Genomic DNA, 21,208 nt, shown 5'->3' with positions numbered 1-21,208 from the left:
TAAAGGTGAGAAAGTATGGGTTTCTGTTTACGCTGATTATAGCCGAACAAAATTACATTTAGTTTTTTGCTACTCATTTTGCCAACGCTGAATAAACCAAAAGAGCTTTTTCTTCAACGCTTTTGATATTAATTAAAAAATATTTGAAATCTATAATCTTTTTGTATATTTGGACAATAATTGTCTAAAACTTTTTTGACTAATGAAAACTTTAGGTGAGACTTTAAAAAATGCAAGAGAGCATAAAAAATTAATTTTACGAAAAGTTGCAGCTGAAGTAGATATTGATCAATCATTGATTAGTAAGTTTGAGAAAAATGATAGAAAACCAACAATGAATCAAATTAAAAGGCTTGCTAAATTTTACGAACTTTCAGAAAGTGAATTATTGATTAATTGGTATTCAGAAAAAATAGCTGATGACCTAAAATACACGGATTTGACTACTGAAATACTAAAAGTAGCAGAAGAAAAAATCAAATATTATAAAACTCAAGCAAATGGAAAGTAAAACATTAAAAGTAGTAGAATTGTTCGCTGGAGTAGGTGGTTTTAGACTTGGTCTAGAAAAAAGTAATTATAAAATTGTTTGGAGTAATCAATGGGAACCTTCAACAAAAATACAACACGCATCAAAAGTTTATGAAGCGAGATTTGGAAAAGAAAATCATTCAAACGAAGATATAAATGAAGTTGTTCAAAGAAATGTGGAAGAAATCCCTGATTATGATTTGGGTGTTACTCGCCTTATGGCGGATCGGGTTTTCCACACTCGCTTTTTTGTTCCTATCGTCTCAAAAAGAGCTCAAACAATTGCTTCAATCCCTAACGCAACATAAAATGAAACCAATATATAAATCTTGGATAATTGATGAATTAGAAAGTTGGGCAGAAACTTTCAATAATAATTATCCCGACCATATGGAAGAAGTAATAGAAGATGAAGATAGAAGTTATGCTGAAATAAATTCCTTGATAGAAAAACTATCAGAAGATAAATGCAATAAAGATGACTATGAAAATATACTTTTTCATATTTGGCAGATTAAATCTCTCTCATAAATTAATTTGATATTGTATTCTTCTATTTCTAATGATTTCTCTAATTCTTCTAAAGTTAATAAAGCATGTGAGGGAGATTTTTCATTTAAACAGACGAAACAAAATCTGAATCTACCGCGAAGCATAAAAAAAATACGTATGTCAACTTAAAATATAAACTTTTTTGTTACTTTGTTAAACTTAAAAATGAAGAAAAATAAATTAATAGCACCTTTTTTGAAATGGGTTGGTGGTAAAAGACAATTAATGCCTTCCATTAAAGAACTGATCCCTAAAAACTATACAAATTATTATGAACCTTTTGTTGGTGGTGGAGCAGTTTTATTTGAACTTCAACCTAAAAAAGCTGTAATAAATGACTTTAATGAAGAATTGATTAATGTTTATCAAACAATAAAAAAAAACCCAGAAGAATTAATATCCGACTTAAAAACACACAAAAACGAATCCGACTATTTTTATAAGATAAGAGCTTTAGACAGAAAAGAAAGTTTTGAAAATCTACCAAATATAAAAAAAGCTTCACGAGTAATCTATTTAAACAAAACTTGTTATAACGGTCTTTATCGTGTAAATAACTCGGGAGAATTTAATTCGCCATTCGGTAGATACAAAAATCCAAATATTGTAAATGAAACTACAATAAGAGCTGTTAGTAAATATTTAAACACAAATAAAATTACCATTCTAAATGGAGATTTTGAAGAAGCTTTAAAAGGAATTAAAAAAGGAGCTTTTGTATATTTTGATCCACCTTATCATCCTGTTTCTGCAAGTTCAAATTTTACAGGTTATGTTCAAGGAGGATTTGATATGTATGAGCAAGTTAGGTTGAGAGATTTATTTGACAAACCTGCTGCTTAATGAATTTAAATTTTGATTTATCTCTTATTAAAGAATACAAAAGCAAATCTCAAATTTCACGAGTTTTAACTGAAAACTGGTTAAAAGACAATGGATATTGCCCAAATTGTAACGAAGAATATTTGACTGAATTTGAAAATAATAAACCCGTTGCAGATTTTTATTGTAATACTTGTAACGAACAATACGAATTAAAAAGCAAAATAGGTTTAAAAGTTGGTAAACAAATTGTAGATGGCGCTTACTCAACTATGATTGAAAGAGTTAATTCTGATACAAATCCTAATTTTTTCTTTCTAACCTATAATAACAAGGATTGGAAAGTGAATAATTTTTTGATTATTCCAAAACATTTTTTCGTTCCTGACATCATAGACAAACGGAAACCTTTAAGTGAAAACGCAAAAAGAGCAGGTTGGATTGGATGTAACATAAATTTGCAGAAAATACCTCAAAATGGAAGAATATATTTAATTAAAAATTCTGAATCAGTTCCAATAAATAAAGTCCGCGATAATTGGAATAAAACAACCTTTCTGAAGTCAAAAAAATTAAGTAGCAGAGGTTGGATATTAGATGTTTTAAATTGTATTGATAGAATTAATTCTACTAATTTTTCACTTGAAAATGTTTATAAATTTGAAAGTGAATTAAAAATTAAATATCCAAATAATAATTTCATTAAAGATAAAATTAGGCAACAGTTACAAATACTTCGTGACAAAGGAATAATTGAATTTACATCAAGAGGTAATTATAAAAAGATAAATGATTTATAACAATAGAATAGCCAAAAAGGTTTATCACAAAAACTTGACTGATAGAAGTCTAAAACAAAAAGGGTTTTTCAAAGAAAAAACCAAGTGGATAGCTTTTGATAATTCAACAGAAGATTTATTTGTTGAAGAATTTTCTTCAAAAATTGATGCTTTATTATGGCTAAATAAGTTATTTGAGCATTCTGAAAAATCTGGTTTTAAATACGTTAAAATATTTAATAATTTATACTACTCGCAAAAGAAAGGATTTATAAGAATTATTAGAAATTTCAATACCACCAAATTGGTTTATTAACTTTCAGAAACTGCGTGAAGGATAGAAGTGGAAAGCCCACAGCGAGGTACGAGCGAGGACTTGCAACGGATAGCCTGACCCTTGTGGGCACGCCCAAAAAATATAACAAATAACTTTTCTATACTTCCAATTTCAAAAGGCAGTTATGTAATTTCTGATTTTGACACATTTAAAGACTTTGAAAACAATGATGCAGAAATAACAAAAATTGACTTTCCTAATTATCTAGAAAGTATCGACTTCAACAATATCACAAGCGAATCTACTGCATTAAATTGTGCTTACGTTTCAGGTATAATTGAAGACTTTGTTCAGGATGAAGAGTTAAAACCTACTGTTAGTGGTAGAATGAGTTCATTATCATTTGACTTTAACATTAATTCAAAAAAATCACTTATAAACATTAATGTAAATAATTCACAAATCGAAATTGATGGTGGTTACGAAGGCATAGAATCTTTAAACTTAATCGAAGCTAAAAATTCAATTTCAAAGGACTTTTTAATTCGTCAAGTTTTCTATCCATATAAATTATGGGAAAATAAGGTATCTAAAAAAGTTAGACCTTTATTTTTAACATATTCAAATGGAATTTTTCATTTCAAAGAATATGTCTTTGAAGACCCAACTCATTACAATTCCATAAAATTAATTCGTGAAAAGAAATATGCAATTAGAGATGGTGCAATAAATTTAGAACTTATACAAAAGACTTTGATTCAAGTCAAAATTGTAAAAGAACCTTCAATTCCTTTTCCAAAAGCTGACTCTTTTGAAAGAGTAATAAATTTATGTGAGATTTTAAACTCAGAAATCCAAATTTCAAAAAATGGATTATTAGAAAATTATGATTTTCGTTTAAAAGATTCTATTGACCCAAGACAAGTTGATTATTATGTAAATGCGGGTAGATATATAGGACTAATTGATAAAAAGCATGAAGATGGAGACGTTTTCTATTTTCTTTCTAAATCAGGTCAAGAATTATTTAGCTTATCTTTAATTAATAGACAATTAAAGTTTGTTGAACTTATTTTATCTCATTTGGTATTTAATAAAGTGTTAAAACTATATTTTAAAAAAGGCGAATTGCCTAGTTGGATTCAAATTATAAAGATTATGAAAGAATCTAACTTGTATAAAATAAATTCTGAATCTACCTTTAAGAGACGTTCATCAACAATTTCGAGTTGGTTAAATTGGATTTTAGACCAAATTGAAGAATAAAAGACAAACAACTATAGCGGAAAGCGGGAGACTGTCCTGAGCAAAAATGACCAAACTTTTTTTGCTTCTAAAAATCGAGCTTAATTAGTTTTTTAAAATATTCTATTTACTTACTTTTACGTTTTAATTTTTTCATTTGAAAGACACTTTTAAGCATCAGGGCAAACGCAAACAACTCGTTGAAAAACTCAAAGATAAGGGAATTAAAGATGAGCGTGTTTTAGACGCCATTAATCGCATTCCGAGACATTTGTTTATGGATAGCAGTTTTGAAGATTTTGCTTATCAAGATAAAGCTTTTCCTATTGCTGAAAGTCAAACGATTTCGCAACCTTTTACCGTGGCTTTTCAAACCGAATTGATGCAAGTTGAAAAGGGCGATAAAGTTTTAGAAATCGGCACAGGAAGTGGTTACCAAACCGCTGTGCTTTGTGAACTCAATGCCCAAGTTTACAGTATTGAACGCCAACAAAAACTCTATAAATCGACTAAGCGTTTTTTAGAAAAATTGGGTTATCGCCCAAAATATCTGAGTTTTGGTGATGGTTACAAAGGTTTGCCTGATTATGCTCCTTTTGATAAAATTATCGTTACAGCTGGTGCACCTTTTGTGCCTAAACCGCTTATGGCTCAATTGAAAATAGGTGGGCGATTGGTTATTCCTGTTGGTGAAGACCCACAAATTATGACTTTGCTTGTGCGAACGGCTAAAGATAAATTTGATAAACACACTTTTGGCGAATTTAGGTTTGTACCTTTATTAGAAAATAAAAATTAACGTTATGAAGTCATTTTTATTTAAAATTTCACTTTTATCTCTTTTTTGGATTTTATTTTCCTGTCAAAATCAACCTCAACTCATTAAAATAGAAGGAGAACAAATTGCTGTTGATTCTACTTTAAGTCAAGACCAATCTCTTGAAAAATTTATCAAGCCTTATAGAACTTCAATTCAAGAAGAGATGAATCGACCTTTGAGCTATACGAAAAAAGCAATGTTTAAGTCTGACCATCCTTTAAATACTGCCATTGGGAATATGATGGCCGATGCGGTTTTTGAAATGGCAAATCCTATTTTTAATAGCCGCCACAAAGATTCAATTGATGGGGTTTTATTGAATTATGGCGGTATTCGCTCAGGTATTAATCAAGGTGTGATAACCACTCGAACGGCATACAATATTATGCCTTTTGAAAATATGGTGGTGGTTGCAGAATTAGATGCCAAATCAATAAAAGCAATGGTGAATTATTTGGCCAAAAACCAAGTTGCCCATCCTATTTCAAAAATGCAATTGCGTTTAAATAGCAATAGTGAAGTTGTAGATTTTAAAATAAATGGAAAACCCATCAACGATGATGAAACATATTTTATCGCTACGTCTGATTATTTGTTGCAAGGTGGCGATAACATGATTTTTTTTAAAAACGCAACACAGGTTTTTGATATAGATTATAAATTGAGAAACCTTTTTATAGATTATTTCAAAAAACACGATACCATTTCTGCAACAGCTGATCAGCGTTTTGTCAAAATTAGATAAATATGAAACGAAGAACATTTATAAGCCAAACTATACAAGCTGGCAGTCTTGTTGGATTGAGCAGTTTGGTCAATCCTGTGATTTGGGAGAAATCTTATGACAAACACATCACGATTTTGCACACCAACGACGTGCATAGTCACATTGACCCGTTTCCAAATAAGCATCGCAAATTTCCTAACCGCGGTGGTGTGAGTCGGCGATATAGTCTTGTTCAGCAGATAAAATCTGAAAATCCAAACACGCTACTTCTCGATGCTGGTGATGCGTTTCAAGGCACGCCATATTTTAATTTTTATGGCGGAGAATTAGAATATAAACTGATGTCTAAAATGGGTTACCAGGCTTCAACCATTGGTAATCACGAATTTGATAATGGCATTGATAATATCGCGGCACAATTGCAACACGCAAATTTTGACTTGCTTAATGCCAATTATGATTTATCAAATACCTCTTTAAATGCTTTGGTGAAACCATATCAAATTTACGATGTGGATGGCATTTCAATAGGTGTTTTTGGACTTGGTATTGAATTGGAAGGTTTAGTGTCTAAAAATCTTTATGGTGAAACAAAATATCTTAATCCCATTGAAATCGCTCAAGACCAAGTAAAAATTTTAAAACAAGAACATCAATGCGATTTGGTAATTTGTCTATCTCATTTGGGTTATGAATATCAATCAGATAAAGTCAGCGATATACAACTCGCCAAAAACACAAAAAATATTGACTTAATCATCGGCGGTCATACGCACACATTTTTAGACCGACCGACTAAAGTTGTCAACCAAGCAGAAAAAATCACCTTAGTCAATCAAGTAGGTTGGGCAGGTTTAAACCTAGGCAGAATTGATTTTTACTTTAGCAACAATCAAGAAAAAGGAGTGAAAGATTTGGTTATTGAAGTTTAAAATTTAATAAAAATTCTACTTTTTTTCATGTTTTATCTCTTACAAATCGAGGTATTTTATTAGTTGAATTCACGTTAATTTAATAAACAGGAATTTCTATATAAGTATCGTCCCAACCAAGCAAAAGGTGATAACCTTTATCTACTTTTTTACTTGTTATTGAAAATGTTTCAACATTAGCAACTGTAGATTTTGGTTTAACTTCTATTCGAGTCACATCCTTAGAAGAATCGTATTGATAAGCACCCCATTGGTTAAGCTCTTTGTTGAGAATTACAGTCCATTTATCTTTATTTGGAATGGTAAATAAAGAATAAGTCCCTGCATCAATAGGTTTTCCGCCAAAAGTAACTTTTTCATAAAAAGTGATTTCTGTGGCTTCGTTGGCACCTGTTCTCCAAACTTCACCATAAGGAACAAGACCACCAAAAATTTCTCTTCCTTTTTTTTGAGGTCTGCTGTAAATGATTCTCATAAAAGATTGTCCATCATCTGTCCTAACGATAACGGCATCCATTGGGCTTATATCAACCTTTGGAAAATTTTGAGCTTGAAGTGAGTTAAAACATAGTGCAACGATAAATAGTGATAAAATTTTGGTTTTCATAAATGTTTTTTTTCAATGATAACTCAAAATTAAAGGTTGCCATATTTAAGACTTGTTAAATTGTGAATATTTAACATCTTTTTGTTGATAAATACTTGTTTAAAGTTGTTTGATTGTGTCTTGTAAATAATGGGTTTGCTTATATTTGTCTGTTATGAACTAATATTAAAAATTTATGAACGAAGACATCAAAAAAAACAACTATTCAGCTGATAGTATTCAGGCTTTAGAAGGTATTGAACATGTAAGAATGCGTCCATCTATGTATATAGGTGATGTAGGCTCAAGAGGTTTGCATCATTTGGTCAGTGAAGTTGTCGATAATTCTATTGATGAAGCTATGGCAGGTCATTGTGACAAAATCACTGTCATTATCGAAGAAGATGGCTCGATAAGCATTGAAGATAACGGTAGAGGTATTCCAGTAGATCTGCATAAAAAAGAAGGCGTTTCAGCCCTTGAAGTCGTGATGACTAAGATTGGAGCTGGAGGAAAGTTTGATAAAGATTCTTATAAAGTCTCTGGTGGACTCCACGGTGTTGGTGTTTCTGTAGTTAATGCTCTTTCAGCTCAATTGAGAGCTACAGTTTATAGAGATGGCAAAATATATGAACAAGAATACGAAAAAGGAAAACCACTATATCCTGTAAAACAAGTTGGCACAACAGATTTGCAAGGAACTAAAGTAACTTTTATGCCTGATGCTGAAATTTTTCAAGACAGTGTCGAGTTTAAATTTGAAACTTTAACTCAACGCTTAAGAGAATTAGCTTTTCTTAATAAAGGTATAAAAATCAACATTACCGACAAACGTTCTAAAGATGAGAATGGTGAATTTCTTAAAGAATCTTTTTATTCTGAAGAAGGATTAAAAGAATTTGTAAGATTTTTAGACGGCACCAGAGAACCATTAATTACTGACGTGATCAGTATGGAAGGTGAGAAGAATGATATCCCGGTTGAAGTAGCGATGATTTACAATAACTCTTATGCTGAAAATCTACATTCTTATGTCAACAATATCAACACTCACGAAGGTGGAACACATTTGTCAGGTTTTAGAAGAGGTTTAACTAACACCCTAAAGAAATATGCCGATGCTTCAGGGATGTTAGAAAAACTTAAATTTGAAATTACTGGTGACGACTTTAGAGAAGGTCTTACAGCTATAGTTTCAGTAAAAGTAGCTCATCCACAATTTGAAGGTCAAACCAAAACCAAGTTGGGTAACCGTGAAGTAACTTCCGCTGTGTCTCAGTCGGTGTCTGAAATGTTAGAAATTTATTTGGAAGAAAACCCCAATGATGCTAAAACCATTGTGCAAAAAGTGATTCTTGCTGCTCAAGCCAGACACGCCGCTAAAAAAGCCCGTGAAATGGTACAACGAAAAACAGTGATGAGTGGTGCTGGCTTGCCAGGAAAACTCTCAGATTGTTCTGAGCAAAACCCAGAAGACTGTGAAGTGTTTTTGGTTGAGGGTGATTCTGCAGGTGGTACAGCTAAACAAGGACGAGATAGAAAATTTCAAGCCATTTTGCCTTTAAGAGGTAAAATCCTTAACGTTGAAAAAGCTATGCAACATAAGGTTTTTGAAAATGAAGAAATAAGAAATATTTATACAGCACTTGGTATAACCATCGGTACTGAAGAAGATTCTAAAGCTCTTAATATTTCAAAACTCAGATATCACAAAATTGTTATTATGTGTGATGCCGATGTTGATGGTAGCCACATTGCTACACTTATTTTGACCTTTTTCTTTAGATATATGAAAGAATTGATAGAAGCTGGTCATGTTTACATTGCCACACCGCCATTATATTTAGTCAAAAAAGGAAACAAAAAACGCTATGCGTGGAGTGAAAAAGAACGAGATGAAATTTTAAGCGAATATAAAACCAATGCCAGTGTTCAACGTTACAAAGGTCTTGGTGAAATGAATGCCAACCAACTTTGGGATACCACCATGAATCCTGAGTTTAGAATTTTAAGAAAAGTAACGATTGACAATACAAGCGAAGCTGATAGAATCTTTTCGATGTTGATGGGCGATGAAGTGCCACCAAGAAGAGAATTTATAGAAAAGAACGCCGTTTATGCCAATATTGATGTTTAAATATTTTTAGAAAAAAGTATAATTCAGTTGTTTTAAAATAAATTAACCTTAAGTTAAAACAAAACATTTTAAAACAATTAAATTTACTGTTTATGAAAGCATGTTTCACAAGCTTATTTTTATTTTTAACCTTTTTGTCATTAGCACAAGAGGATATCGATAATCTTCTAGCTGCTGGTGTTGAAGACGCTCAACGATTTAGTCAAAGCTATTTTTCGCCAGCAACTGATGCTGTGATTTATGGTATGAGTTCGGGATGGTTTAACACGGCAAAAAGCAAAAAATTTTTAAGATTTGAAATTTCGGCCATTGGCAATTTGTCTTTTACAGATGATGAAAACCAATCCTTTCAACTAAACACTGCCGATTATAACAATCTGTCGTTTGCTTCTGGACCCAACTCTCAATCTGTTGCAACAGCTTTGGGAGAAAATGATCCCGATATTAATATGATAGTCAATGTAGAAGACCCAAACACCAATCAAACATTACAAATTCCTATTACTTTACCGCAAGGTATATCTTCTGAAGATATCAATTTTGTGCCAACGGGTTTCATTCAAGCCAGTATAGGTTTAGTAAAAGGGTTTGAGTTAAAAGCGAGATATCTCCCTGAAGTTAATATCGAAGATGTTGATACTCAGTTTTATGGCTTTGCTTTGCAAAATGAGTTGACAGAGTTAATCCCTTTTGATAAAATTTTACCGATAAGAATTTCGGCTTTGGTTGGCTATTCTAAGTTTGAAGGCAAATATAAATTTGATAATTCTGACCTTATTTCAGGTGTTGATAGAAGAATAGAGTCTGAAGCAGATTCGTGGTTGTTTTCTGCTATTGTGTCAACCAAATTGCCCGTTATAAATTTTTATGGCAGCGTAGGTTATGTTAGTGGAGATGCCACGACAAGTTTATTAGGACAATATAACCTAAACACGGGTATTGAATCGGTTGATAGTGAAGTCTTGGTCGATCCTTATAGCGTTACATCTGATGTAAGTGGTGCAAAAGCAACTTTGGGTTTTAAATTAAGTTTAGCATTTTTTAGAATACATGCAGATTATTCGTTTCAAGAATTTAATACTGCCAGTTTAGGCATAAGTTTAGGAATATAAATTTTAAAATAAATATCATATGAAAATTACAGTAGTTGGAGCAGGAGCAGTTGGTGCAAGCTGTGCTGAGTACATTGCCATTAAAAATTTTGCATCAGAAGTTGTTATTTTAGACATCAAAGAAGGTTATGCCGAAGGCAAAGCTATGGATTTGATGCAAACGGCTTCTTTAAACGGATTTGATACCAAAATTTTGGGTTCTACAAATGATTACACAAAAACAGCAAATTCTGATATTGCCGTAATCACCAGTGGTGTGCCACGTAAACCAGGTATGACCCGTGAAGAACTTATCGGAATCAATGCGGGAATTGTTAAAGATGTTTCCAGCAATTTAGTTAAACATTCACCAGATGTTACTTTAATTGTTGTGAGCAATCCTATGGATACCATGACTTATCTTGCACACCAAACTTTAGACTTGCCAAAACACAAAATCATCGGAATGGGAGGTGCTTTAGACTCTGCAAGGTTTAAATACCGACTATCAGAAGCTTTAGAATGTCCAGCATCTGATGTTGATGGTATAGTAATTGGCGGTCACAGCGATACAGGAATGTTGCCATTAACACGTTTAGCAACAAGAAACAGCGTTAGAGTTACTGAGTTTTTATCTGAAGATAGACTTGAACAAGTGAAAGAAGACACCAAAGTTGGTGGTGCTACTTTAACCAAACTATTAGGCACGAGTGCTTGGTATGCACCTGGTGCTGCAGTTTCAGCCATTGTTCAAGCCATTGCTTGCGATCAAAAGAAATTGTTCCCTTGTTCAACCTTGCTTGACGGTGAATATGGACTTAAAGATTTATGTATTGGTGTTCCTGTCATTATAGGTAAAAACGGTATTGAAAAAATCGTAGAACTTGATCTTACTGATGCTGAAAAAGCCAAACTTCAAGAAAGTGCTGAAGGCGTTAAGAAAACCAATGGTTTGCTTTAAACTATAAATGCATTTTAAATTTTTAAATCCGTTGCTATAATCAGTAGCGGATTTTTTTTATAATTATTGATTAGATTCCACTCTATAATTCGCTTTAAAATAAATCAGTTAAAAACAGTTTAGTTTTAATTTGATTCTTACTTTTAAATTATAGTATTATTTAAAAAACCCTTATTTTAGCTTAAAAGTTAGATTTTGAAAAAAATATTGCAATTTTTATACAGTAATCAAGCCAATATATATAAGATATTTTTAGTTCTTATAACGGTATTTCTAATTGTATATTTTTTTCCAAAAGGCTATAAATTTAAATATGACATTGATAAAAACACGCCCTGGCCTTATGAAAATCTTTACGCTCCTTTCGATTATTCCATACTAAAGTCCGCAGACGAATTAAAAGCAGAGCGGGAGAGTATAATCAAAAACCACACACCTTACTACAATTACGATGTCAATATTTATAATCAAGTTAAAAATGATTTTTTATCTGAAATTGAACAGAAATTCAACACCGATACTATATTTAAAATATCAAAACAAAAATTAAAAGAATTAATTGTCTCAACATTTGAAGATATCTATAAATATGGATTGAGAATAGATGAAAATCGCTATCCGGAAGATAAAGTAGTCTTCTTAAAAAAAAATGCAGAAGTTCAAGAAGTTTTACTTTCAGCTATAGTAAAACAAGACGAACTCAAAACCTTAATCCATAAAAAAATAAACGGAACGCCATTTGAAATATACAAAAATGAAATTACATCTATTTTCTTTAAACATATTGAAGTCAATGTGTTTTTTAATGAAGAACTTACAGAAAAAAGTTTAAATCGAAGTTTAAATGATATCTCTGAAACAAGAGGAACCGTTAAAAAAGGCAGTAAAATTATAAGTAAAGGCGAAATAGTTGATAGTGATAGATATCAAAAATTAGTTTCTCTAAAAGCTGAATATGAAAGTCAAGATTGGGATCATTCTTCATATAACACGGTGATTGTTGGATATGTATTACTCGTTTCTTTAGCTTTACTCATGTTATTACTGTTCATAAACAAGTATCACAAAGATATTTATGAAGATAACAATAAAGTAACTTTTATATTTTTTAATATTCTATTTGTCATAGGCTTATCGTTAGTAGTATTGCACTTTAATAGAGATTTTATTTATATAGTTCCAATTTGTATTTTACCCTTGACATTAAAAGTGTTTTTTGATGCGAGATTAGGTTTGTTTACTCATGTGATTACTGTTTTAATACTCGGTTTTATTGTCCCTAATAGTTTTGAATATATGTTTTTGCAGATTATAGCTGGAATTGTGACTATACTAACCGTATCAGAACTATACAAGAGAGCCAATCTATTTATCTCGGTTTTTCAAATCACTTTAGTGTATTTATTTTCGTATCTGGCCTTTAATTTAATTCAAGAAGGCAGCATTTATGAAATTGAAGTAAATACCTTTATATGGTTTTTACTCGCTGGCGTAGGTTTACTATTTGTTCAACCCTTGATTTATTCATACGAAAAGGTGTTTGGATTAATTTCTGATTTATCTCTATTAGAGTTATCAGATACAAATTCTAAACTGCTTAAGCAACTTGCAGAACATGCACCAGGAACTTTTCATCATTCTTTAAATGTTGCAAATTTAGCAGAAGCTTCAGCAAACGAGATTGGAGCAAATGCACTACTGGTAAGAGTTGGAGCTTTGTATCACGATATAGGCAAAATGAAACAGCCCACATATTTTAGCGAAAACCAAAAAACTTCGGTATCTGCCCATGATGATTTAGACCCTAAAGAAAGTGCATCAATTATCATTAACCACAGAGCTTTTGGAATAGAAATTGCCAAAAAACACAAATTACCTGATAGGATTATTGATTTTATTAGAACACATCACGGCACAACATTGGTGTATTATTTTTTTAAAAAACAAGAAGCAATCAGCGATGAAACAGTAGAAGATGATTCAGAATTTAGATATCCAGGACCTAAACCATTTAATAAAGAAACAGCTATTTTGATGATGTGTGATAGTGTTGAAGCAGCCAGTAGAAGCCTTAAAGAACCCAATACCAAAATAATTAATAATTTTGTTGAAAAAATAATTGACTATCAAGTTAATGAAAAACAATTTTTAAACGCTAATATTACGTTTAAAGAAATTGAACAGGTTAAGAAAATACTTAAAATAAAATTAAAAAACATATATCACCTAAGAGTGGAATATCCAGAATAAAAAACAATGGCTAAACTTATAAAAATATATGAAGAAAATCCATCAGAAAAACATCTAAGAGAAATAGTAGAGGTTTTAAAAAACGATGGTTTAATAATTTATCCAACAGATACAGTTTACGGTTTAGGATGTAGTATCAAAAGTAAAAAAGCACTCCAAAAAATCGCACAAATCAAAAATATAAAACTTGAAAAGGCTAATCTATCTTTTGTTTGCGAAAGCTTAAGCAATCTTTCTGAGTATGTAGCTCAAATAGATTCTAATACTTTCAAAATTTTAAAAAGAAATTTACCTGGACCATATACTTTTATCTTACCAGGAAACAATAATCTCCCTAAATTTTTTAAGAATAAAAAGACCGTTGGCATAAGAATACCAGATAACAGAATTACATTAAGTATAGTTGAAACACTTGGCAACCCCATTATTTCAACATCTATCAAAGACGATGATGAAGTTATTGAATATACTACAGACCCAAGTTTAATCTTAGAAAAATGGGATAAACTGGTCGATATTGTAGTAGATGGTGGATATGGAGATAATATTGCTTCTACTGTTATAGATTTAACAACAGATGAACCAATACTGATTAGAGAAGGAAAAGGGTCTATTGAAATTTAAATGTTTTTTAATAAACTAAGTAATTAAATCCTTACCAGTTTAAAGATATTTTTATCTTGTTTGATATGAACTATTGCACAGTGACTTAAATGAACAAATTGATATGGTTTAGTTATGTTTAAAGCTTTAGTCTTATTTTCTAATCTAAAAAAACCTTCGCATTCTATTTTTCCTTTTGGACTAAAGCGTGTAACTTCATAGATTGTATTATCACTTGTTTTTTCTAACAAAAACCATGAACCTGCACCTTCTCCAGCCAACCATTGAGCATGAATAGATAAAAAATCAGGGCGTTGTGGTTCTGGTAAAGTTTTATTTATGAAGTTATAATTTCGCATTCTTTCACGCTTTTTTCAACACTAAAATATCTTTTTCTGAAATTTGCTTTACGTTGTTGGTTTAGATTATTTACAACTCCTATTGGAGTTGGGCTTAATGTTCTGGTGAAGCGAATTTTAAATTGTAGCAATAATGATATTTCTGCACTTAACAACACACTTCTGACAAACCTAGAGCAATTTGTTCCGTTTATTACAAAAGGACCATAATTGATAATTCCACAATTTTGCATTTGTTTGGCTTTGGAATAAGCATTTTCAAAATTGATTTTAGTTAATGCTGCATAAAGCTGACCATCTCCATGAGAAGAAGGATTTTGTTGAATCTCATCTATGATATTTTGGTAATTAGACAAAATCAAATTATCGCTCATTTCAGCTAATGTTTCTATTTTTAAATCAAAATCAGTTTGCTCATCTCTCACTCTGCCATAGCCTAATGGTGTGTGATATCTTCCAAAATCAAAATATAAACATTTTTTATTTTTAGGATTAATTAATACAATAGCTGAATGACCAACTTTGTAGTAGTTATTTTTGCTAATACTCAAAAACTCAGCAGGTCTATCATACCATGCTCCAGTTTGTTTACATCGTGTTTCTGGCCAAGCCAATGCTATGGCTATACTGTTTTGCATAACAAATCAAGGTTTTGATGGTGAGTTTTATTTTGTTCTAAATCTTTGTAAACAAATGATGCTTTATCTAAAAAAACATTGATTTGAGAAACACTTATAGTTTTCAACATTTTATTTCTTTGCATCAGCATATCATTTTTTTTATCATCTGTATAGCTTCCTGTGTGAAAATTTAGGATATCATTTGGTGTGATGTTGTGATGTTGATTTAAAAAGTGTTGAAACCACTTTTTTCGGCTTTGTCTTTGGTCTTCGCTATAAAGAGTAGCAGATGCCCAAATGTGATTTTTTGACGGGTCTATTGATTTATAGTGTTTTTGAGTGCCATCCCAAACCAATTCTGCAAAATCAATCTTGTCTTTATGATCGATAAGCAAAAGCGTGAAAGGTTCAATATTTTTTAAGTTTAGGTTGTCAACAAAATCGCGATTTGTTTGATAATCAAACCGTTGCTTTAACACTTGACCACGACTTCTGGCATAAGGTGGTTTTCTTTTGTGTTTTTTAAAAGCACCATTGAGCAAACAAACAGTAATATTCTGGTTTGAAATTGCTATCCAAGTTCCGCCCGCCAATTCATCCTTAGGGTAAACCAGTTGTTGATTAAACTCCTCATATATCTTTGGTGGTTTAGTAGGTCTAGAGACTAATTCATCTCGATTTGATGTTAAATTAAAACCTTGGTTATGAGTGATGTAGCTTACTGTGCACATTTTTTTTGGTTTCTTATAGTTGATGGAGCAACTCCAAAATTATGGTTCACTAAGTTTAAGCAATCTAATTCTTTTAAACCAGATTTTACTATGGCTTGATGATGAATACTGTGTTCAAGACAAACACCTAATTCTCTATACAAAGATGATTTCATACAGATTTCAATATCATAATCGGATGTGTAGTTGGCTTTAATTTCTAAAAATTGATTTTGATTAATGGTATTAAGTTTTGATATGATAGTTTCTATAACTTCTGCAGCCATATTTGGACAGTTCTCAATAGTGTATTGACGTTTGCGTTCATCATAATTTACAATATGGCTATCAAGTCCTTCCAATAAACACAAGTAAAACTCCAAAGCATGTCTGATGTGCTGCCCAATTGTTGATTGAAATAAAACAGCACAGGGTTTTTTGTAATTTTCTTTATCTATTTTAATGGTTAAATTTTTAATTTGAAGTAAATTGTTTTTACAGTGTGATATCATAATTTAATTATCTTTTAACAAAAATATAAATAATCTTTTGATTTTAAAGGTCAAAACTTTAACCGAAGTTGCAATTTTTAATCTATGTCGTTACATAGGCTATATCTTTACGTTCTGTAATTAAAAATTTTAACGTATTACTTTAGATACTTGATATTTTGAAGTGATATAAGAATGTTGCAGAAAAATCAACTGTCATAAGTTTCAATTTTTTGCCCATGTTTTTTAATCAAAATCTTGAGATTTTTTTGTGTATCTTGTAAGTAAATCACAAATACTATTAGAAAGTATAAGGTTATAATGTGCTTTTATGATTTAGATTTAAGATTTAAAATCTGTAATATAATTGATAAATTTTTAAAACCCTCAGTTTAATCAACTGTTTTCTTTATGACGTTATTGTGTTATAAAAAATCATAAATTGCCATTCAATATTGTGAAATGATTACAATAACTAAATCGTGATTGGGTTAAAAATACAATAAACAACTCTACTTACAATATCAACATCGCATCTCCGTAGGAGTAAAATCTATATTTTTCTTTTATAGCTTCTTTGTAGGCTTTTTCCATCAATTCGTGCCCCATAAATGCAGATACCATCATCAATAATGTAGATTTTGGCATGTGAAAGTTGGTGATCATACTGTTGGCAATTCTGAAATCATATGGCGGGAATATATATTTGTTGGTCCAACCTTCAAAATCATTTAAAGTATTATCCGAATTGACAGCACTTTCTATGGTTCTCATCACCGTTGTACCTACAGCACATATTCTGCGTTTTTCTGCTTTGGCATTGTTGACAATTTTAGTGGCTTTTTTATCAATTTTCACCTGCTCGCTATCCATTTTATGTTTGGACAAATCTTCAACTTCAACAGGATTAAATGTGCCTAATCCAATATGTAAAGTAACTTCGGCAAAATCAATACCTTTAATTTCTAAACGCTTCATTAAGTGTTTAGAAAAGTGAAGCCCAGCAGTAGGAGCAGCCACAGCACCTTCTTCTTTGGCGTAAATGGTTTGGTAACGCTCTTCGTCTTCAGGTTCAACTGGACGACTGATGTATTTTGGAATTGGGGTTTCACCTAATTCGTATAGTTTTTTTCTAAATTCTTCATACGAACCGTCAAATAAAAATCTCAAAGTTCGACCTCTCGATGTGGTATTGTCAATGACTTCTGCAACTAAACTATCGTCATCGCCAAAATATAGCTTATTACCAATTCTTATTTTTCTAGCAGGGTCAACCAAAACATCCCAAAGACGCGTTTCAGGATTGAGTTCTCTTAAAAGAAAAACTTCAATTCTGGCACCCGTTTTTTCTTTGTTTCCAAACAAACGTGCAGGAAATACTTTAGTGTTGTTAAAAATCAGCACATCTTTTTCATCAAAATAGTTGATAAGATCTTTAAAAACTTTGTGTTCAATTTTTTCTGTATCACGGTGAACCACCATTAATCGTGATTCATCTCTGTGATCAGCAGGATGTTCAGCCAAAAGTTCTTTAGGAAGTTCAAAGTCAAATTGAGATAATTTCATACCCATAGCGAAGTGGTTTTTAAAAGTTGCAAATATAACCTTATCGCTATACCGTTGTCAAGTGTTTTAGCTTTTAATTTTAAGAAATTGTGTAAAAAAGCATAAAATATATTTCAAAAGGTTTGTAAATTGTTTTAAAAGGTCTTAATTTTGCAACCGTTTTAAAAAATAAGAAAATCATGTCTAGAGTTTGTGAGCTTACCGGTAAGAGAGCAATGACAGGAAATCATGTGTCTCATGCTTTAAATAGAAGAAAGCGTAAATTTAATGTAAATCTCATTAAAAAGCGTTTTTATATTCCTGAAGAAGATAAATGGATCACTTTAAAAGTATCTACATCAGCTTTGAAAAATATCAATAAAAAAGGAATCTCTGCGGTTTTAAAAGAAGCAAGACAAAAAGGATTTTTAAAAAAATAAACTAAAGAACGATGGCAAAAAGAGGCAATAGAGTTCAAGTCATTTTAGAATGCACCGAACATAAAAATTCAGGAAAACCTGGAATGTCAAGATATATTACAACTAAGAACAAGCGTAATACACCTGATAGAATTGAATTAAAAAAATACAATCCTATCTTGAGAAAAATGACCGTTCACAAAGAAATTAAATAAATAAGTTATGGCTAAGAAATCAGTAGCAAGTATTCAAACTGGAAGCAAGAGACTTACAAAAGCAGTAAAAATGGTAAAGTCTGAAAAGACTGGTGCTTATACTTTTGTAGAACAAATTATGGCACCCGAGGATGTCAATGATTTTTTAAAAAAATAAAAAACTCTTACATATTTTCTAAAGCCGTTACTTTGTTAACGGCTTTTTTTGTTTTCTATAATTGGTATTAACCCCGAAACATTCAGTACGAATTTCCGTTTGGGTTATGAGTAGTGCGAGAAAACAAAGCTTTTACTTTTCAATTCAGTACAAACTCAAGCGAGCTATTTTTGTTTTTCATATTATAAACAATATAAATTGCTCGCGAAATAACACGCCTTAATTTTTGATTTTGCTCAAAACCCACATTACTTATGACCTCGTGTTAGGCACTGAGCTTTATCGCGTAAATGTTCCGTTTTGTTCTATTTGTCCTATTAAATATTGTATTTCGAGTGGTTTCGACCAGTTCCTATGTATCATACGATGACAATTTGAACAAACTGGTGCTAAATTTTCAAGTGCATTTTCCAAAGTGTTTTCTAAATCATCATCTTCATACTGGAAAATTGGTTTTGTATGATGTATTTCAATAAAACCTTTTCCAATTTCAGAACCGTAAAAATCTTCAAAGTCGAAAGAACAACATTTACAGGAAATATGATTTTTTACAGTAAAATGCTTAATCGCAAAATCTCTTAACGTCGAAGATCTTTCGTAAACCTTTACTTCTCTTACTTTTTTTAGACCTTCTTGAATAATAATATTTTCGTCAAAAGTTTCTATTTCTTTTTTGTCTTCATTTTTTTCTATTTCCTTTAAGTTTTCTGTTAGGTCAGAATATTCAAAATCATTTACTAAAAGATAATTTAAAATCTTTTGATTTCGTTTCAAATGTTTTTTCCCTTCATTAGTTATTTCTACATAACCACTGCGAGCCTTACCTTTATATTTTGCATATCCCATTCTTTCAAAGGTTCCGTGGGCTTTTAAATTTCTAACCTTTTGAGAAAATTTGTCATCGTTTCTACCTGAAAGAATTTCTAAATCTGCACCACTTGGTTTCATTATTAAGCGAAGTTTCTCGATTAATTCTGATGTCGTTATTTGACCATTATTTAGTTTCATCAAATATAATGATGGTAATATTAATTCTGTTTCGGTAATTCTTCTTGCCATTAATAATTGGTTATTAAAAGATGTTCAGTATTTTTATTATTCCGGTTCATAAAGCTAACTAAATATTTTTTGTCAAAAGTTAAAACATTTACTTTGGGATGAGTATATAAATTTAAAATAAAATCAGTATTTTTAATTATCATCATCCACTTTGCTTTACAATCATTTATTAAATAATTTGCAAGTCTTTCTTGGTCAGTTTTAACAAAATCGTTTTGAGCATATGTGCTAAATTCTGTATCGTAAGGAGGATCTAAGAAAACAAAATCTCTTTTTGATGGATTATTGTATCTAAAGAAATCTTCAAAATCATCATTAACAATTTTTGTTTTTGTTAATAATTTTTGTAGGGGTTCAGATTTTAAATATTCAATTTTTTTTCTGAAATTTTTATTATTGTATGCTATTCCGCCATAAGGAACATTAAATTCACCTTTTGAATTGTATCGAAACATTCCAGAATATGCGTAATTTCTAATAAAGAGAAATATTGCACTATAAAAAGCTTTATTTAATTCGTATTTTTTATGGAAATTATAAATATGTCTAAAATGCATATAAAATGCACTTTTTAATGCCGTTTCTATGTTATCTAAAATGTCTTTATCGGGTAATTTCCCTTTTTGTTTTTCAAGAACTTTCATTCTTGATGTTTTTCGGACTAAATTTTTCTTGACTTCTTTGAGAAAATTCTCAATATTAAAATTGAAAAATGAAGAAAAAAGACCATTAAATTCCTTAGAATTTTTTAATATGAATTCATAGATTTTATTTGATAATATATCTTTCGTTATTTTGTCACTGGCAAAATCCTTATATATTTTCACAAAGAACTTTTGATTTTTCTTTGAAATATCACCTAAAACTTCCCAGTTGTGGATAATTTCGTCAATTGCTTTAAAAAAAATTTCTCGCTCTTCAGAAATTATGATTTTATATAAATCAATTAACTCGTGTGATTTATCATTTATAAAATATTTTTGGGCTTGAATTGCGGTATAAACTGAACCGCCACCAACAAAGGGTTCGTAGTAATTTTCAAAATAATCTGGAAGATTTGGAATAATATATTTTAATTCTTGTTCCTTTCCACCAGCCCATTTTACAAGTGGTTCAAGTTTCCGTGCTTTTGTATAGTTTGTGAAACTTAAATTAATTTGATTGTATGTTACGACTGGTTCTTCTACAAGATAATTCATACTGTAAATATAAAAATTTATCAGTTTAAACACGAGAATTTAATTTTAAGTTGAAATTTTTTCTGTATTGTGCCCAACTATTGAATAATGACGAAAAATGTTCAATTATAAGCATTTTTGT

The 21,208-nt window shown here is 30.8% G+C and carries 26 protein-coding genes; 18 read left to right on the top strand and 8 right to left on the bottom strand.

Annotation, left to right across the window (positions count from 1 at the left end):
- The first annotated feature begins 202 nt into the window (after window positions 1-202).
- The 10 genes from ACSSV5_RS07435 to ACSSV5_RS07390 all read left to right on the top strand — a co-directional run bounded on the left by ACSSV5_RS07435 (window position 203) and on the right by ACSSV5_RS07390 (window position 6,685).
- Window positions 203-511: a helix-turn-helix domain-containing protein gene (locus tag ACSSV5_RS07435; RefSeq protein ID WP_454245387.1), complete on the top strand. Its 309-nt coding sequence runs from the start codon at window positions 203-205 to the stop codon at window positions 509-511.
- Entirely contained in the window at window positions 501-839 is a 339-nt protein-coding gene (locus ACSSV5_RS07430; RefSeq protein WP_454245386.1) for a DNA cytosine methyltransferase, read from the top strand. Before ACSSV5_RS07435 ends, ACSSV5_RS07430 begins: the two co-directional genes overlap by 11 nt.
- Window position 840: 1 nt before the next feature.
- Entirely contained in the window at window positions 841-1,062 is a 222-nt protein-coding gene (locus ACSSV5_RS07425) for a hypothetical protein (RefSeq protein WP_454245385.1), read from the top strand.
- A gap of 186 nt (window positions 1,063-1,248) precedes the next feature.
- Window positions 1,249-1,926, top strand: coding sequence for a DNA adenine methylase (locus tag ACSSV5_RS07420; protein ID WP_454245384.1), 678 nt, complete (start codon window positions 1,249-1,251; stop codon window positions 1,924-1,926).
- Window positions 1,926-2,705: a DpnI domain-containing protein gene (locus ACSSV5_RS07415; protein WP_454245383.1), complete on the top strand. Its 780-nt coding sequence runs from the start codon at window positions 1,926-1,928 to the stop codon at window positions 2,703-2,705. Before ACSSV5_RS07420 ends, ACSSV5_RS07415 begins: the two co-directional genes overlap by 1 nt.
- Window positions 2,695-3,000: a hypothetical protein gene (locus ACSSV5_RS07410; RefSeq protein ID WP_454245382.1), complete on the top strand. Its 306-nt coding sequence runs from the start codon at window positions 2,695-2,697 to the stop codon at window positions 2,998-3,000. Before ACSSV5_RS07415 ends, ACSSV5_RS07410 begins: the two co-directional genes overlap by 11 nt.
- A gap of 81 nt (window positions 3,001-3,081) precedes the next feature.
- Window positions 3,082-4,227 carry a DUF6997 domain-containing protein gene (locus tag ACSSV5_RS07405; protein WP_454245381.1) on the top strand — a complete coding sequence of 382 codons (1,146 nt, stop codon included), beginning with the start codon at window positions 3,082-3,084 and terminating at the stop codon, window positions 4,225-4,227.
- Between the two features lie 136 nt (window positions 4,228-4,363).
- On the top strand, window positions 4,364-5,005 hold the full coding sequence (locus ACSSV5_RS07400; RefSeq protein WP_211066524.1) for a protein-L-isoaspartate(D-aspartate) O-methyltransferase: 642 nt from the start codon (window positions 4,364-4,366) through the stop codon (window positions 5,003-5,005).
- Between the two features lie 4 nt (window positions 5,006-5,009).
- Window positions 5,010-5,771 (top strand): 5'-nucleotidase C-terminal domain-containing protein, encoded by a 762-nt coding sequence (locus ACSSV5_RS07395; RefSeq protein ID WP_454245380.1) that lies wholly within the window; start codon window positions 5,010-5,012, stop codon window positions 5,769-5,771.
- A 2-nt stretch (window positions 5,772-5,773) separates the two neighbouring features.
- Complete coding sequence (locus ACSSV5_RS07390; protein ID WP_454245379.1) at window positions 5,774-6,685, top strand: bifunctional metallophosphatase/5'-nucleotidase; 912 nt, start codon at window positions 5,774-5,776, stop codon at window positions 6,683-6,685.
- A 79-nt stretch (window positions 6,686-6,764) separates the two neighbouring features.
- Here ACSSV5_RS07390 and ACSSV5_RS07385 read toward each other — a convergent pair whose 3' ends face one another.
- Complete coding sequence (locus ACSSV5_RS07385; RefSeq protein ID WP_454245378.1) at window positions 6,765-7,292, bottom strand: DUF2911 domain-containing protein; 528 nt, start codon at window positions 7,290-7,292, stop codon at window positions 6,765-6,767.
- Window positions 7,293-7,467: 175 nt separating this feature from the next.
- Here ACSSV5_RS07385 and gyrB point away from each other — a divergent pair, with 175 nt between their 5' ends.
- The 5 genes from gyrB (at window position 7,468) to ACSSV5_RS07360 (ending at window position 14,334) form a co-directional block, all read left to right on the top strand.
- Complete coding sequence (gene gyrB, locus ACSSV5_RS07380; protein ID WP_454245377.1) at window positions 7,468-9,408, top strand: DNA topoisomerase (ATP-hydrolyzing) subunit B; 1,941 nt, start codon at window positions 7,468-7,470, stop codon at window positions 9,406-9,408.
- A 92-nt stretch (window positions 9,409-9,500) separates the two neighbouring features.
- A complete protein-coding gene (locus tag ACSSV5_RS07375) occupies window positions 9,501-10,520 on the top strand; it encodes a DUF6588 family protein (RefSeq protein ID WP_454245376.1) in 1,020 nt (339 codons plus the stop codon).
- Window positions 10,521-10,539: 19 nt separating this feature from the next.
- Window positions 10,540-11,460: a malate dehydrogenase gene (locus ACSSV5_RS07370; RefSeq protein WP_454245375.1), complete on the top strand. Its 921-nt coding sequence runs from the start codon at window positions 10,540-10,542 to the stop codon at window positions 11,458-11,460.
- A gap of 195 nt (window positions 11,461-11,655) precedes the next feature.
- On the top strand, window positions 11,656-13,710 hold the full coding sequence (locus ACSSV5_RS07365; protein WP_454245374.1) for an HD family phosphohydrolase: 2,055 nt from the start codon (window positions 11,656-11,658) through the stop codon (window positions 13,708-13,710).
- A gap of 6 nt (window positions 13,711-13,716) precedes the next feature.
- Window positions 13,717-14,334 (top strand): L-threonylcarbamoyladenylate synthase, encoded by a 618-nt coding sequence (locus ACSSV5_RS07360; protein WP_211066518.1) that lies wholly within the window; start codon window positions 13,717-13,719, stop codon window positions 14,332-14,334.
- A 23-nt stretch (window positions 14,335-14,357) separates the two neighbouring features.
- Here ACSSV5_RS07360 and ACSSV5_RS07355 read toward each other — a convergent pair whose 3' ends face one another.
- From ACSSV5_RS07355 to queA, 5 genes are all read right to left on the bottom strand, one after another.
- Window positions 14,358-14,672 (bottom strand): DUF6695 family protein, encoded by a 315-nt coding sequence (locus tag ACSSV5_RS07355; RefSeq protein ID WP_211066517.1) that lies wholly within the window; start codon window positions 14,670-14,672, stop codon window positions 14,358-14,360.
- Complete coding sequence (locus ACSSV5_RS07350) at window positions 14,651-15,310, bottom strand: hypothetical protein (RefSeq protein WP_454245373.1); 660 nt, start codon at window positions 15,308-15,310, stop codon at window positions 14,651-14,653. Before ACSSV5_RS07350 ends, ACSSV5_RS07355 begins: the two co-directional genes overlap by 22 nt.
- Window positions 15,295-16,023: an NRDE family protein gene (locus tag ACSSV5_RS07345; protein ID WP_211066515.1), complete on the bottom strand. Its 729-nt coding sequence runs from the start codon at window positions 16,021-16,023 to the stop codon at window positions 15,295-15,297. The genes ACSSV5_RS07350 and ACSSV5_RS07345 overlap by 16 nt, the downstream gene beginning before the upstream one ends.
- Window positions 16,011-16,514 (bottom strand): hypothetical protein, encoded by a 504-nt coding sequence (locus ACSSV5_RS07340; RefSeq protein WP_454245372.1) that lies wholly within the window; start codon window positions 16,512-16,514, stop codon window positions 16,011-16,013. The genes ACSSV5_RS07345 and ACSSV5_RS07340 overlap by 13 nt, the downstream gene beginning before the upstream one ends.
- A gap of 495 nt (window positions 16,515-17,009) precedes the next feature.
- Window positions 17,010-18,059 carry a tRNA preQ1(34) S-adenosylmethionine ribosyltransferase-isomerase QueA gene (queA, locus tag ACSSV5_RS07335; protein ID WP_454245401.1) on the bottom strand — a complete coding sequence of 350 codons (1,050 nt, stop codon included), beginning with the start codon at window positions 18,057-18,059 and terminating at the stop codon, window positions 17,010-17,012.
- A 179-nt stretch (window positions 18,060-18,238) separates the two neighbouring features.
- On the opposite strand from queA, the gene rpmB reads away from it, so the two are divergent.
- The 3 genes from rpmB to ACSSV5_RS07320 are packed head-to-tail and all read left to right on the top strand — an operon-like array spanning window position 18,239 to window position 18,829.
- A complete protein-coding gene (gene rpmB / locus ACSSV5_RS07330) occupies window positions 18,239-18,478 on the top strand; it encodes a 50S ribosomal protein L28 (RefSeq protein ID WP_125087986.1) in 240 nt (79 codons plus the stop codon).
- 11 nt (window positions 18,479-18,489) lie between these two features.
- Window positions 18,490-18,672 (top strand): 50S ribosomal protein L33, encoded by a 183-nt coding sequence (gene rpmG, locus ACSSV5_RS07325; protein WP_454245371.1) that lies wholly within the window; start codon window positions 18,490-18,492, stop codon window positions 18,670-18,672.
- Window positions 18,673-18,679: 7 nt separating this feature from the next.
- Window positions 18,680-18,829, top strand: coding sequence for a DUF4295 domain-containing protein (locus ACSSV5_RS07320; protein ID WP_211066512.1), 150 nt, complete (start codon window positions 18,680-18,682; stop codon window positions 18,827-18,829).
- Between the two features lie 279 nt (window positions 18,830-19,108).
- On the opposite strand, the gene ACSSV5_RS07315 is transcribed toward ACSSV5_RS07320, so the two are convergent.
- Both ACSSV5_RS07315 and ACSSV5_RS07310 read right to left on the bottom strand, forming a co-directional pair.
- Window positions 19,109-19,888, bottom strand: a complete 780-nt coding sequence (locus ACSSV5_RS07315; RefSeq protein ID WP_211066511.1) for an HNH endonuclease — start codon at window positions 19,886-19,888, stop codon at window positions 19,109-19,111.
- Window positions 19,888-21,087: a DNA adenine methylase gene (locus ACSSV5_RS07310; protein WP_211066510.1), complete on the bottom strand. Its 1,200-nt coding sequence runs from the start codon at window positions 21,085-21,087 to the stop codon at window positions 19,888-19,890. The genes ACSSV5_RS07315 and ACSSV5_RS07310 overlap by 1 nt, the downstream gene beginning before the upstream one ends.
- Window positions 21,088-21,208: the final 121 nt, after the last annotated feature.

The organism is Psychroflexus sp. MBR-150 (genome assembly GCF_053628795.1).
This window is presented reverse-complemented; position numbering and strand designations above follow the sequence as displayed.

Coding starts and splice junctions, on each gene's coding strand:
- ACSSV5_RS07435 (WP_454245387.1), top strand. CDS start 203: ATGAAAACTTTAGGTGAGACTTTAAAAAATGCAAGAGAGCATAAAAAA.
- ACSSV5_RS07430 (WP_454245386.1), top strand. CDS start 501: ATGGAAAGTAAAACATTAAAAGTAGTAGAATTGTTCGCTGGAGTAGGT.
- ACSSV5_RS07425 (WP_454245385.1), top strand. CDS start 841: ATGAAACCAATATATAAATCTTGGATAATTGATGAATTAGAAAGTTGG.
- ACSSV5_RS07420 (WP_454245384.1), top strand. CDS start 1,249: ATGAAGAAAAATAAATTAATAGCACCTTTTTTGAAATGGGTTGGTGGT.
- ACSSV5_RS07415 (WP_454245383.1), top strand. CDS start 1,926: ATGAATTTAAATTTTGATTTATCTCTTATTAAAGAATACAAAAGCAAA.
- ACSSV5_RS07410 (WP_454245382.1), top strand. CDS start 2,695: ATGATTTATAACAATAGAATAGCCAAAAAGGTTTATCACAAAAACTTG.
- ACSSV5_RS07395 (WP_454245380.1), top strand. CDS start 5,010: ATGAAGTCATTTTTATTTAAAATTTCACTTTTATCTCTTTTTTGGATT.
- ACSSV5_RS07390 (WP_454245379.1), top strand. CDS start 5,774: ATGAAACGAAGAACATTTATAAGCCAAACTATACAAGCTGGCAGTCTT.
- ACSSV5_RS07385 (WP_454245378.1), bottom strand. CDS start 7,292: ATGAAAACCAAAATTTTATCACTATTTATCGTTGCACTATGTTTTAAC.
- gyrB (WP_454245377.1), top strand. CDS start 7,468: ATGAACGAAGACATCAAAAAAAACAACTATTCAGCTGATAGTATTCAG.
- ACSSV5_RS07375 (WP_454245376.1), top strand. CDS start 9,501: ATGAAAGCATGTTTCACAAGCTTATTTTTATTTTTAACCTTTTTGTCA.
- ACSSV5_RS07370 (WP_454245375.1), top strand. CDS start 10,540: ATGAAAATTACAGTAGTTGGAGCAGGAGCAGTTGGTGCAAGCTGTGCT.
- ACSSV5_RS07360 (WP_211066518.1), top strand. CDS start 13,717: ATGGCTAAACTTATAAAAATATATGAAGAAAATCCATCAGAAAAACAT.
- ACSSV5_RS07355 (WP_211066517.1), bottom strand. CDS start 14,672: ATGCGAAATTATAACTTCATAAATAAAACTTTACCAGAACCACAACGC.
- ACSSV5_RS07350 (WP_454245373.1), bottom strand. CDS start 15,310: ATGCAAAACAGTATAGCCATAGCATTGGCTTGGCCAGAAACACGATGT.
- ACSSV5_RS07345 (WP_211066515.1), bottom strand. CDS start 16,023: ATGTGCACAGTAAGCTACATCACTCATAACCAAGGTTTTAATTTAACA.
- ACSSV5_RS07340 (WP_454245372.1), bottom strand. CDS start 16,514: ATGATATCACACTGTAAAAACAATTTACTTCAAATTAAAAATTTAACC.
- queA (WP_454245401.1), bottom strand. CDS start 18,059: ATGAAATTATCTCAATTTGACTTTGAACTTCCTAAAGAACTTTTGGCT.
- rpmB (WP_125087986.1), top strand. CDS start 18,239: ATGTCTAGAGTTTGTGAGCTTACCGGTAAGAGAGCAATGACAGGAAAT.
- rpmG (WP_454245371.1), top strand. CDS start 18,490: ATGGCAAAAAGAGGCAATAGAGTTCAAGTCATTTTAGAATGCACCGAA.
- ACSSV5_RS07320 (WP_211066512.1), top strand. CDS start 18,680: ATGGCTAAGAAATCAGTAGCAAGTATTCAAACTGGAAGCAAGAGACTT.
- ACSSV5_RS07315 (WP_211066511.1), bottom strand. CDS start 19,888: ATGGCAAGAAGAATTACCGAAACAGAATTAATATTACCATCATTATAT.
- ACSSV5_RS07310 (WP_211066510.1), bottom strand. CDS start 21,087: ATGAATTATCTTGTAGAAGAACCAGTCGTAACATACAATCAAATTAAT.